The organism is Brevibacillus sp. HB1.2, assembly GCF_013332495.1.
GTDB classification, from domain to species: domain Bacteria; phylum Bacillota; class Bacilli; order Brevibacillales; family Brevibacillaceae; genus Brevibacillus; species Brevibacillus porteri.
Map to the genome: position 1 here is coordinate 507,747 of NZ_JABMIU010000001.1, position 12,958 is coordinate 520,704.

A 12,958-nucleotide genomic window follows, 5' to 3' on the forward strand; every position below is an offset into this window, starting at 1 on the left:
CTCAATCCTGCAAAAACGTCAAGATTTCCTCTTATTTCATTTTTGCAATAGTCCGATCATATTTCCGAATTGGTAAGCCTGAAAATGCAGTGCTAGAATGATCAGTAACAATATTCCTGCTTTTTAACTGCAAAGGTTGTGACAGAAAGATGGAATTTTCATGGAAACGTAATTTGATTGTGTTATGGATTGGGGTATTTTTCTGTAGCACCGCCTACTCCATCTCCATCCCTTTCCTGCCCATCTTCCTCCATACTTCACTGGGGGTCAATGAGCATCTGGAAGCCTGGTCCGGCATTTCGTTTGGCATTACGTTTTTAGCAAGTGCCCTCATCTCGCCATTTTGGGGCTCTCTTGCGGACAAATATGGACGAAAGCCTATGTTGATTCGCTCTGGATTTAGCCTCGCTTTGTTGTACTTCTTGACGTACTTTATTACGGACCCCTATTTGTTTCTTGTGTTACGGATCTTCCAGGGCTTGCTTGCCGGCTACGTACCTGCCGCCATTGCGTTGGTAGCGACGAATACACCAGAAAAAAACGTCGGGTACGCACTGGGGATTATGGCGACTTCGGGTGCAACAGGAGGAATCATCGGTCCGTTGGTTGGCGGTGTCGTCAGTCATGTGTGGGGAAACGCGGAAGCTTTCATTTTTTCAGGATTTGTCGTGCTCGTAGCAGCGCTGATCGCTACTTTCTTCGTGAAGGAAACGAACTTGAACCGCTCCGGCAGTCGCTCGAGTGTACGCGAAGATTTGCGCGCTGCGATGGCAAACCGCCCGTTGATGTCCATACTAGGTATGAGCTTGATGGTCACGATTTCCGTTATGCTTCTTGAACCTTTATTAACGGTGTATGTCATGCAATTGGGCGCTTCGCAGCAAGACGCATCCCTCAGCTCCGGCATCATTTTTGCGGCAGTAGGAATCGCGACAGTCATTGCTGCTCCACAGTGGGGAAAGCTCGGGACAAAGGTCGGCTATTCCAAAATCATGTTTATCGGCTTAATGGGTGGGGCCATCGGAAATTTACTGCAATTTTTCTTCACCAATCTGTACGGATTTGGCATTTTGCGATTCGCGTACGGACTGTTTTTTGCCGCTGTTTATCCATCGATCAACGCCATGATTGTAAAAGTTACGGAACCAGAATTTCGTGGCAGAGCGTTTAGCCTGAACCAATCCTCGACGCAGCTTGCGACGATGATGGGGCCAATCATTGGCGGATTTCTCGGGGGACTCATCCCGATTCGCTTCGTCTTTATCATCAATGGCATTGCGCTGTTGATTACTGCCATCCTGATTCGATCCAAACGATCCCAATTGGCCGGACAGCCGTTGAAGCAGCAGACAACGGAGCGTCAGCTAGCGACGAAGTAACAAGTGTACCACGATCACAAGCAAAAACTCCCTCTCAAGCGTACAGGTGAGCAACTGGCGATGACAGAAGGGAGTTTTTTCACGTGATCCCGCCTTTTCTTCCACGATTGTATTCGTTACAATAGTAGGTATTCAGATGATGAACAGAAGATTCTGACAACCACAAAGTCAAATTACATACGCCATGGAACTACCCGCCTATTCCGATTTGACGAGACCACTCATTTTGTCTGAGGAAAGGGGCATACGTATTTGTCGGGGAAAACGGTGATTTTGCTTATTCTGATCATAATTGGGCTGATCTGTGTCAATCTTTTTGTCTCCAACGGTTTTATCCGCCTGCTTGCCATCGTAGGAATTTTAGGGATTACCTTTGTTCTGCAGGGGGCTGTGATTCGAAAGAGGTAAGCCGGCGATTACCAGCGAAGGTGATCTACACCGTCACGCTGGCTTTTTTATGAAAACAGCAACGGGCTCGGTTGAAAACGCAAGTCCTAGCCCGCCGCTGTTACATTCGCGCAACTTACTCACGCCCTGTCTCCCTCTCATGAATGGACGAGCACAATCTTCCCACGCACTCTACCCGTTTGACTATAGAGATGCGCATCTCGAACCCCTTCAATGGTCAATGGATATATCTTAGTCAAAAAAGGCTTTACGTGTTTGGCTTCCACTAGCTCACGGATACGATTCATGTTTACCCCATCTGGACGCGTAAACACAAAAGTAACATCCAGCTCTCGTTCTTTCTCAGCCGCTTCAGCGAACGAAGGTTTCTTGGCATCACGCTCGCTGATAATGGTTGCCACTCTTCCTTGCCGCTTCATAAATGTTAAAGCATCACCGTATGCTTCTCCACCCAGCGTGTCCAGCATGAATGTAAATTGTGTAGGGGTATGAAGTGATCCCTGATCATACACGATGACTTCATCTGCTCCCAGCTCACGGACATAATCGCTGTTTTTGGAGCTGGTTGTCGTCGCCACATAGGCACCTAGTGCTTTTGCTAGCTGGATCGCCATGGAACCAATCCCGCCGCTTCCCCCCAACACCAGGACTTTATCTCCCGCTTGCACCTTCCCTACCTCCACCAATGCCTGCCAAACCGTTAGTCCGACCAGCGGAAGCGAGGCCGCTTCAGCATACGATAAACCACGTGGCATCGGGGCTACGATATTCGCGGGAACGACAATTTCATCTGCGTATGTCCCTTCTCTTTCCAGTTCTGGACGAAAGAAGACATCATCCCCGATTTGAAAATCCTGTACAGTCGTACCGACAGCTGTTACCGTGCCCGCCGCATCCCACCCTAAAATAAGTGGCAGTTCAAAAGGAAAATCTGCTTGCAGCAGTCCTTCCCGCACCTTCCAATCCACGGGATTTACCCCGCTCGCTTTGATCGAAATGAGTAAATCGTCCGGCCCGATTGGTTTTATAGGCCATTCAATTTCTGTTAACTTCTGAATACCGCCGTATTGCTTGATGCCAATTCCTCTCATCGAACTTCCCCTTTTCATTCGACTATTTTTCGCAATTGGTTTTCGATGTGACTCTCTCCCCATTCACACATGACATCCAGAACCTTCGACAGAGTCTTGCCATACTCAGTCAAGTCATACTCGACGCGTGGGGGAACCTGCTGATACACATTGCGGGTGATGATGTTGTCCGCTTCCAATTCGCGCAGTTGCTGCGTTAACATTTTTTGCGTGATGACAGGCATTGATCGTTTCAGTTCGCTTGTCCGCTTCGTCCCTTTTGCCAACAAGCAGAGGATCACCACTTTCCATTTCCCTCCAATGACCTCCAATGTTGCCTCTACAGGGATATTGTATTTTTCCATTTCCTCCCCTCCTCATATGAAGCTGTAGTCAAACTCGCTCCGCTGAATCGATATGTGCCGGGAAATAAGGCAATACTTCTTGCCCTAACTCATCGATAACCTCGTCAATGGGACGCTTGCTAGGGAACAGGGCGAAGAACAAATGATTCACGCCGACCTCTTGATACATGGCCAGCAGTTCTAAAAGCATTTTTCTACCGACTCGGTACCCTAATCGAATCGGCGTGACCGACTCATCCGGATTTTCCGCAAGATCCAAGTGAAGAGGCTGAATAAACGGCTTGAATACACCTGGATGATATATCTGGACCAGCTCTCTCCATTCTTGGATGGCATTTGCTTGATTGAATGGATCACGCGGGTAATAAATCCAACCATCTCCGTTTTGCGCAAACCAGTCCATCGTTTGTTGACTATACCCCGTGATAAAGGTAGGAATGGGCGCGGTTGATTTTGGCACCAGATTCGCTCCATCAATCATGCCGTATGGGGAGTTGATTTTTGGGAAATCCTCTGCCATGACCTTCTGCAAGTAGTCGTAGCCATCGCGAAACAGCTCCGCACGCTGTTCATGCGGCACATTCAATCCATGAAAATCAGCCCGTCGGTCCCCAGAAGAAATACCCATCATCAAGCGCTGGGGAAACAAATTTTCAATGGTCGCTGTCTCTTTTGCCACGCGCACCGGATGCCGCAGTGGAAGCACGATGCTCGAGGTACCAAAAGCGATTTTTTTGGTTTGCGCAGCCAAATAGGTTAAATAAATCATCATGTCATAAATTTGCCCGGTTGCAGGGTCACCAAAAGCGGGGTCCTGCAAAATGACATCCCGCAGCCAGATTCCGGTAAAGCCATAGTCTTCTGCCGCTTGGACGAGTTCAACCTGGCGCTCCATTGTCGGTGCTTCCCATTCGTATGCTTCCAGCGGAATGTGAAATCCCAAGGTCATCTTCCCTTCTTGGAACATTCGCTGAAAACCATAATGACCGTCGAATTTGCTCATCGATGCTCTCTCCTCACGTGATGTATTTGGAAATCAACGGCGGAAACGCATGCTTTCATCGCATCCGCCGTCTTTGTACGATTAACGACGAGCTTTTTCCAGCTTGCTGCTGATCATTGTGAGTAATGCGGCACCTAACACCATCACTCCGCCGACCCATGGCGTATGAATCAAGCCAATGGTATCGACGATGATTCCTCCCACGAAGGCTCCAATCGCAATGCCGAGATTGAAAGCAGCAATGTTAATGGCAGAAGCAACATCAACAGCACTAGGCACGTATTTTTCAGCCAACTGCACGACATATACCTGTAAGCCCGGTACGTTCATAAAAGCCAGGAGGCCCATCAACATTATCGTGAGCGTTCCCACCCATTTAAGAGGAGCGGTAAATGTTAAGATGATCAGAATGATCGCCTGAATGATGAACATCCAGCGCAGCGCTTTTATCGGATTCTTGTCAGCTGCTTTTCCCCCGACCGTATTTCCAATCGCTACCGCAATCCCATACACGAGAAGTATCAGACTGACGGCACTCGCCTGATAACCTGTGATTTCTTCCAGAATCGGACCTAAGAACGTAAAGGTTACAAAGGTACCGCCGTAGCCAAGTGCCGTAATCGCAAAGACAAGCAACAGTGGCAAGTTTGTGATTATTTTCACTTGGTCTTTAATAGAAGCAGGCTTGGCTTTCTTCAAATTGCTTGGTACCAGAATCGCTGTCGAGATAAGGGCAATCACGCCAAGAATGGCAACTCCCCAAAAAGTCGCTCTCCATCCAAACATTTGTCCAATAAACGTTCCCAAAGGTACGCCTGTAACGGTTGCAACAGTCAGACCCGTAAACATCGTTGCAATCGCGCTGGCACGCTTGTTTTCTGGCACCAGATCGGCTGCAATCGTCGAACCGATGGAGAAAAATACCCCATGAGAAAACGCGGTAAAGAAACGGGCAATAATTAATATCGCAAAGCTACTCGACAAGGCTGCCGCACTGTTTCCGACAGCAAAGACAATCATCAAAAGCATGAGCAGCGCTTTGCGTGGAATTCGACTTGTGAGTGCTGTAATAATCGGTGCTCCAATAGCTACCCCTAATGCATATCCAGAAATAAGAAGTCCAGCTAAGGTGATGGTTACTTTCAAATCCTGTGCGACTGTAGACAACAAACCGACGATAACAAATTCAGTAGTCCCGATACCAAATGCGCTGATTGCGAGAGCAAGTAAAGCAAGAGTGGAGTTTTTCGCATCAGCTGTTTGCTGCTTTACGTTGGATGTAATCGTGCTCATCTGAGTTGTATCCTCCCTTAATTTTTCTTGCCATTCACAAAGCAGGGCCCTTACTTATCATGATTGGCGAATATGTTGGATCTGAATGCTATTATGTCTCATGCCTCACTTGATAGGAAGTACGTACTTTCAAGTATCATAGGCACTAAAAAGTACCTTACACCAGTAATCAAGCAATAAAAAAAGCCGGGAAGACTGACTCCCCGACTCATACCTTATCTCTCTTGCAGCGCTACTTTTAATCCTAATAAGATGTAAACAGAACCTACGATCTTGCCACTCCAGCGACCCAGCCAGGAAATTCGTTTCACCAGATGCCCCAACGGTCTGATACTGATCGCAATCAACGCGGTGTAAAAGAACCCCAAGATGGCGAAAATCAGTCCCAGGACAAGGAATTGAAGAATGGCTGCTCCACGCTCAGGATGTACAAATTGCGGTAGAAACGCCAGAAAGAACAACGCCGTCTTCGGATTCAGGACTTCTGCGAGGATGGCTTGCCCATACGATTGCAGCGGCGGCAACGGTGTTACTTTTGGCAGCTCTGGGTCAACCGGTCTTTCAAGCATGGCCCGAACTCCTAAATAGACCAAGTATGCCGCTCCCGCAAATTTTACGAGATTGAATGCCCATGCAGATGTCATCAATATTGCGGATAAACCAACCGCAGCAAAAATCGTGTGAATGAAGTCGCCGGTGGCAATGCCCAGCCCTGCCATAATCCCTGCTTTACGTCCTCCCTGAACGGTACGCGTCGCAGTTAGCAGGACAGCGGGTCCCGGAATTAAAAAGAGGCCGATCACAACAGCCAAAAATGCTCCCATGGTAGTCCAATCAAACATGTGCTCTCCCTCTTTGTATCGAATATTCAAATTCTCTTCCTAATCATAAACGATGTGCAGCGAGAACGATACGGTTTAGGCTTACTTTTCGCCTTCATGAGCTTGTGGTGGAAACAAAATCGTGATGGTCGTTCCCTTGCTCGCGAGCGATCTCCCCGATGCAAACGCGGCAGAGCGTATGGAACAGATCTACAGTAGTCAGGAAGTCTTTATCGAATAAAGGTCCCATCTACAACGCTCCGATCACTCGAACAATACGATAATGAAATGAGACTGAGCTGGAATTTCATCATGCGCAGGCTTCTTAAACAAGCTCCCTATTCTTTTGAAGAAACATATCGTCGAAAACTAACGATTGAATCTCCTCTTGCTGGAGGTTTTATAATCGGAACCTAGGGGGGCTGATGTGTTGGATTCACTTGCAAAATATTTTTTAAAGCGCTTGCCAAATCGGCACTTTAAACGTAATGGAGGTCAGATATCTTTCAAAATTATGTCGTCATGTAGATTTTTTAAACAATACAGAACAAGGGAGCTGTCACATGGTAAAGAAGAGGAAACAGAGATTTCATGGCATTATTTTAGGATTACTAATTATGATATGTACGTCGTTGGTGGTTGCATGCAGCACACAATCAACCACACCTGAACCAAATCAACAGCCAGAGGCTGACAAACCAAAGACAGGCGGAACCATCACTGTGGCTTACGCAAGTGAAGCAGATACCTTAGATGTTCACAAGTCAGTTGGCAACGATATGGGTGTTACTTGGAATATGGGTGGATCGCTGGTCTACAAGGATCCTGTTACAAAAGAATTCAAACCTAATCTCGCAAGTGAATTCAAGATTTCAGAGGATGGAAAAACGTACACCTTTACCATTCGTTCTGATGTTACGTTTCACGATGGAACACCTCTGACTGCCAAGAGTTTTAAAGATACCTTTGAACGCATTAAGAATCCGAAAACAAAAGCAAAACTGGCGGGAATAGTTATGATGCCGATGAAGAGCGTCAGTGCCCCTGATGATAAAACCCTCATCCTTGAATTACATGAACCCAATGTGTCGATTCTTGAAGATTTAGGCACTGGTGTAACTCAACCGCTATCCATGAAGGCCATTGAAAAATATGGTGAGGAATATGGACGAAATCCTGTGGGAATGGGTCCATGGAAGTTTGAGAGCTGGAAGGCTGGCGAGGGGGTTACATTGGTTCGCAATGAAGCCTTTAAGTGGGCCATGCCGCTCGATAAAAATCAAGGACCGCCAAGAGCTGATAAACTGGTGATCAAAACAATTCCAGATAAAAGTGTTATGTTGGCCGCTTTGGAAAACGGTACCATCGATGTTGCATTCGATGTACCCGCAAAAGATATCAAGAAGTATCGAAATAATCCAAAATATCAGGTTCTGGAACTCTTGCGGGCTGGGATACCTCTTAGTTTATATATGAACTTGACAAAACCGGAGTTCCAGGATATCCAAGTCCGAAAAGCATTCAATATGCTGGTTAATAAACAAGCGATGGTCCAGGCGGTTTTGATGGGTGAAGGAGAAGTTGCCCAATCGTTGTTATCCCCTTCAACATTGGGGAATGATAAGTCATTGGAAAAATACGGGTACCAATACAATGTGGAAGAAGCAAAGAAGCTCCTTGACGCTGCTGGATGGAAGGTAAACGGAGAAGGCCTGAGAGAAAAGGATGGAAAAGTATTTACCCTTTCCTTTTTGAGTTCGGCTAGGTTTGAGATGCAGGCTCAGTTGTTGCAAGCTATGCTGGGCGAGGTGGGTATCAAAGCTACCATTCAAAATTTAGAGGAGTCAGCGTTTAGTGATGGACAAATGAAAGGAAATTTTGATGTGACGATGGTTACTTATAGTTACGATGACCCTGATGCTTTATACCAAAGTTTCCACTCTAGCCAAATTGGTGCTGGCTTTAACATAAGTGGTCTAAAAGACGGCAAGCTGGATGCCTTATTAACAAAAGGACGTGCAACCGCTGGAACGGAAGCCAGAAAACAGGTATATGTAGATGCCCAAAAACATCTCCTTGAGCAAGCATATGTTGTCCCCATCTATAGTGACAAGCTCTTTGTGGTAGTAAGCTCGCAAGTAAAAGGCGTGAAATGGACGTCTTATATTCCCAATTTCCAAGATAGCTGGGTACAAAAATAAACGGAGTCTTTACGTCTACGTCAAGAACCTAATCGATACGTTACAGGAATAGCATCTTTTTTTAGAATGACTTGGAAGATTGCAACCGAGACAAGATTAAATCATTGCATCAGACGAGGGGGAAGATCGATGAATTTTCAACATGTGATTGATAAGGTGCCAGACTACAAGGTTTTTCTAACAGTAGATGAAATGGATGAAAGCACCAGAAAGCTGGCCGAAGAGTTTCCTGATGCTGTAACCGTATTTGAGGCGGGAAAGTCCCGCGATGGACACCCCATTCAATGTATCAAAATCGGAGACGGGCCCAAAAATGCGTTATGCTTTGCCTGCCCGCATCCTAACGAGCCAATTGGCGCGATGACGATGGAATATCTCTCCCGCGCATTGGCAGAGGACAAGTCTCTGCGCGACGAGCTGGGCTTCACGTGGTACATCATCAAATGTGCTGATCCTGATGGTACGCGACTAAATGAAAATTGGTTTAAAGGACCATACAATATTTTTAACTACATTAGAAATTACTATAGACCTGTCGGCTACGAGCAGGTGGAATGGACTTTTCCGTTTGAATATAAAGAATATCGCTTTGACAAACCATTGCCTGAAACGCAAGTGCTCATGAAAATCATAGACGAGACTAGACCTGAGTTTATGTATTCTCTACACAATGGGGGGTTATGCGGTGCTTATTGGTATATTTCGCACGATTTGCCAGAATTATACGAGGGATTTCACAATTCAGCAAGGAAGGAAGACGTGCCTTTAGATCTAGGAGAACCAGAGACGCCATTTGCGACAGAGTTTGCTCCGGCCATCTTCAGTTTAAACGGGCAAGACGAATACTATGATTATATGGAGAAACATACAGGAAAACCCCCGACACTTGATGTGGGGGCAGACAGCCACACATACGCCTCTTCGAAAGCAGATTGTGTAACATTAATCACAGAGCTGCCATATTTTTTCGATCCACGAATAGAGGATCAGAGTGACTCAGATATCTCCCGCAGAGAGGCACTTCTGACCGAAGCAGATCAAAGTGAGGCTTTTTTTGAAATGCTGGAGGGACTTGTGGGTGGCATACGGTCCTATATTTCGAAGGATAACCCGTTTTTCAAGTTGATGGACCCCTCTTCCCCGGCACGCAAAGAAAGGAACGAAGCACAGAGAAAATGGGCAATGAGCGATCCTGAATTTGAAAAGCCGGCAAAGGGTTCCCAAGTTTTCAGCAGTTTCGTGGTATCGAAGTTTTATCGAGGATTGAGCTTAGGACTAGCGGTCCGTACTTGCGAATTTGAGCTAGAGCGGCTAGCAAAGGAAGGCTCAAACGACCAAGAGGCCATTACAAAACTGAAAGCAGTGCTGCAAGAAGGGCTTCGCCAATTGCGACAGTATACGGATGAGCTGGAACGAGAACTAAACTATACAGTTATTCCCATTCAGAAATTGGTACGTATTCAGTTGGAATGCGGTTTACTAGTCTCCAATCACATCAGCAAGAATCGGTAGTCTTGCTATTAAAGGTTGCTTAATTCGCCAGCACTTGTACTCGTGGAACCATAGCAATATTGACCGCTATCATTACCTTATTATGGCCAACCACTTACGGTCAATTGATACTCATTGCTGCTGCGGGGCTATTTGGCCGCTATTTTCTGGCAAAGTCCGAAATCCCGGAAACTCCTCATATGGGCATATCGATCAGCCGTAGTACAGCAGTTGTCGCCTGGATTTTGTTTTTTGGATTGTTGATTGGGTTGCCTCTATTTCGTACAGTGGTTCCTTCAGATTGGCTGACGGATTCTCAATTTCTTGCAGGTTACGGTGCAGCTCAAGCCGTACCAGGGCCTCTGTTTACCTTCTCTGCTTACTTGGGAACTGTAATGAACGGATGGACCGGAGCATTGGTCGCCTTAATCGCGATGTTTCTTCCGTCTTTTCTGTTGATTACAGGTGTTTTACCGTTTGGGGATGTAATTCGCCGCCGCCCAAATTTTCAATCGATCTTAAAAGGGATAAACGCTGCTGTTGTTGGCATTTTGCTTGCTACGCTGTTTAATCCCGTTTGGATGAAGGCGATTCATACGCCTTACGATTTTTGTTTTGCTATCGCTGCGTTCGGTTTACTTATGTTTTGAAAACTTCCCCAGTGGGTAATTGTATTGTTTTCAGTAGCCGGTGGTGCCTTGATCTCTGTATTTTCCTAAAAATCGATGTTACAAAGAACGGGGAGCATGTTTATTGGGATATAGTTTGGTTTTCCACAGAAAAGGGGAACTGCTTCCCAAGATGTCCATGAAAATCAACCTCCTGCTCATTTTACAGGAGGTTGATTTTATGAATGGAAATTAATTCTGATGCCCCGCCTCATAAAGTTCATATGGATACGGCGTAAATTGAGATAAGTCATAAATGCCCAAAGTCAGTTCAATTCGAGATATTTGTTGTACGATCCGTTGAAAACCCTTCTCTCCGAATCGTTTTTCTTCGATCTCCTCGAATAGATTCCCCAGCTTTTTAAATTCACTGGCTGTTACAATATTACGTAGCTCAGGGAAAAGAACCGTATCTTCTATTGCTTCATGAGGTTCATATATACGGATGTACAATGATAATATTCGGGCTAAATAATATCGTTCTGGAAAACCATAGCCATATGGGATACGGGAGTACTGAAGGATAATACTTATCATCTGACGGGCAACATGATGTTGCTTTGATAAAACCTGGATTAGCGAAACTTGCTGCCAATACGTATAGAACAGCTTTATGGACAGGAAAGTACTTTCGAGTAACTCTAATGAGCATCAATGTTGGGGATGATATTGGGTTAGAAGTTCATCCGACCACAGATCAGTTCATACGAATTGAAGCGGTGGCAACGGTGTTACTTTTGGCAGCTCTGGGTCAACCGGTTTTTCAAACATGGCCCGAACCCCTAAATAGACCAAGTAAGCGGCTCCCACAAATTTGACGAGATTGAATGCCCAAGCAGATGTCATCAAAATCGCGGATAAGCCGACCGCATAAACGATGTGCAGCGAGAACGATACGGTTTAGGCTTACTTTTCGCCTTCATGAGCTCGTGGTGGAAACAAAATCGTGATGGTCGTTCCCTCACCCACTCTGCTATCCAACGAGATGATTCCCTTGTGTGCCTCTACGATCCCTTTCACAATCGTCAACCCCAATCCTGCTCCACCGCGTTCCCTTGCTCGCGAGCGATCTCCCCGATAAAAACGCTCAAAGACGTACGGGAGGTCCTTTTGATCGATGCCTGTGCCACTGTCCTTCACTTGCAACCGGACCATCGTACTCGATTTGTCTACTGTGACTACGACTTCTCCACCTGCTGGCGTATGCTTGCAGGCATTCGTCAACAAATTGGCCACGATTTGCGCCAGTCTCTGCCTGTCCCCTTTGATCCAGACAGCGTGATCTCCTTTGAAGTGAAAATTCATTTGTGCACGGGCAAACGTAGCACTCATTGACTCAGTAACTTCTTTGACAACCTCACGTAGTTCTACCTCTTCACTGCGCATTTGCAAGGAACCCGACTCCACCTGAATCACCTGATCTAAATCGCGGACGAGACGGCTCAAACGCAGTACCTCTGACCTTGTGCTTTCGAGATTTTTGGGAGTGGCTTCCCATATGCCGTCGATCATCCCCTCTACTTGCGCCAGCAGGGTGTTCAGTGGTGTTCGTAATTCATGGGCAATATCAGAGGTCAGTCGCTTGCGCAGCTCCTCCTGATGTTCAAGACTTTGGACCAGGTTGTTAAAAGCAGCAACCAATGACGTAACTTCATCCTTGCCACGAGGCTCCGGGACGCGTATCGACAGATTGCCACGCGCGACTCGTTGAGCTGCGGTACTCACTTGGACGACGGGACGCACCATGGTCCGAGCGAGCGGTATGCTGATGATAATGACCAAGATGAGCAGCACAGCCATCGTCCACAACGTCGTGTTTTTATGCGCCCATTGGAAATGACTTTCCAAGGTCATATACGCACTCCGATCATCGTGGCTAATTACCAGTTGCCCGATCATGACCCCCTTACTGACAAGGGGAATCTTGTCTACACTGTAATTGCTCGTATGGACTCGCGGCTTACCCCATTCGTTTTGCACTTGTTGCTGTTGATCGAGGAGAGTGATATGCAATCCCAAGACCTCAGAAACCGCTTCAAGCTTATGATAGGCTTCCGCTCCCCAGCCTTGACTGTCATGATACGCCTGGAGTGCGACACGCGATATTTCTTGGTTATGCTGATTTCTCACTTCATTGGCATACATGGAAAAATGAACATCCATTTCCTTTACGGACAACAACGAGGAGAAAAGAACAGCGCATGCGCCGACTGTCATGATCACAAAGGCGAGCTTTACCCAAATATGCTTCATCGTGGC

Annotated in this window: 10 protein-coding genes and 2 pseudogenes; 5 read left to right on the forward strand and 7 right to left on the reverse strand. The window is 46.5% G+C overall.

Features of this window, described 5'->3' with window-relative positions; genetic code table 11:
- Positions 1-149: 149 nt before the first annotated feature.
- Positions 150-1,379: an MFS transporter gene (locus HPY28_RS02120; RefSeq protein WP_173621672.1), complete on the forward strand. Its 1,230-nt coding sequence runs from the start codon at positions 150-152 to the stop codon at positions 1,377-1,379.
- Positions 1,380-1,924: 545 nt separating this feature from the next.
- On the opposite strand, the gene HPY28_RS02125 is transcribed toward HPY28_RS02120, so the two are convergent.
- The 5 genes from HPY28_RS02125 to HPY28_RS02145 all read right to left on the reverse strand — a co-directional run bounded on the left by HPY28_RS02125 (position 1,925) and on the right by HPY28_RS02145 (position 6,360).
- The gene (locus HPY28_RS02125; RefSeq protein ID WP_174224685.1) at positions 1,925-2,878 is read right to left on the reverse strand and encodes an NADP-dependent oxidoreductase; all 954 of its coding nucleotides are present in this window, start codon (positions 2,876-2,878) and stop codon (positions 1,925-1,927) included.
- A gap of 14 nt (positions 2,879-2,892) precedes the next feature.
- Positions 2,893-3,222, reverse strand: a complete 330-nt coding sequence (locus HPY28_RS02130; protein ID WP_174224686.1) for a winged helix-turn-helix transcriptional regulator — start codon at positions 3,220-3,222, stop codon at positions 2,893-2,895.
- Between the two features lie 28 nt (positions 3,223-3,250).
- The gene (locus HPY28_RS02135; protein WP_174230006.1) at positions 3,251-4,225 is read right to left on the reverse strand and encodes an LLM class oxidoreductase; all 975 of its coding nucleotides are present in this window, start codon (positions 4,223-4,225) and stop codon (positions 3,251-3,253) included.
- A gap of 81 nt (positions 4,226-4,306) precedes the next feature.
- On the reverse strand, positions 4,307-5,518 hold the full coding sequence (locus HPY28_RS02140; RefSeq protein WP_173621668.1) for an MFS transporter: 1,212 nt from the start codon (positions 5,516-5,518) through the stop codon (positions 4,307-4,309).
- A gap of 215 nt (positions 5,519-5,733) precedes the next feature.
- The gene (locus HPY28_RS02145) at positions 5,734-6,360 is read right to left on the reverse strand and encodes a LysE family translocator (RefSeq protein WP_174230007.1); all 627 of its coding nucleotides are present in this window, start codon (positions 6,358-6,360) and stop codon (positions 5,734-5,736) included.
- Between the two features lie 542 nt (positions 6,361-6,902).
- Here HPY28_RS02145 and HPY28_RS02150 point away from each other — a divergent pair.
- The 4 genes and pseudogenes from HPY28_RS02150 to HPY28_RS02165 all read left to right on the forward strand — a co-directional run.
- A complete protein-coding gene (locus HPY28_RS02150; RefSeq protein ID WP_174230008.1) occupies positions 6,903-8,540 on the forward strand; it encodes an ABC transporter substrate-binding protein in 1,638 nt (545 codons plus the stop codon).
- A gap of 129 nt (positions 8,541-8,669) precedes the next feature.
- Entirely contained in the window at positions 8,670-10,052 is a 1,383-nt protein-coding gene (locus tag HPY28_RS02155; RefSeq protein WP_174230009.1) for a M14 family zinc carboxypeptidase, read from the forward strand.
- 59 nt (positions 10,053-10,111) lie between these two features.
- Positions 10,112-10,681, forward strand: coding sequence for a chromate transporter (locus HPY28_RS02160; RefSeq protein ID WP_174230010.1), 570 nt, complete (start codon positions 10,112-10,114; stop codon positions 10,679-10,681).
- A 611-nt stretch (positions 10,682-11,292) separates the two neighbouring features.
- A pseudogene (locus tag HPY28_RS02165) lies at positions 11,293-11,415 on the forward strand (cupin domain-containing protein); the annotation flags it as partial.
- Here HPY28_RS02165 and HPY28_RS02170 read toward each other — a convergent pair.
- A pseudogene (locus tag HPY28_RS02170) lies at positions 11,411-11,572 on the reverse strand (LysE family transporter); the annotation flags it as partial. The pseudogenes HPY28_RS02165 and HPY28_RS02170 sit on opposite strands and share 5 nt — an antisense overlap.
- A 33-nt stretch (positions 11,573-11,605) precedes the next feature.
- On the reverse strand, positions 11,606-12,952 hold the full coding sequence (locus HPY28_RS02175) for a HAMP domain-containing sensor histidine kinase (RefSeq protein ID WP_174230011.1): 1,347 nt from the start codon (positions 12,950-12,952) through the stop codon (positions 11,606-11,608).
- Positions 12,953-12,958 lie beyond the last annotated feature (6 nt).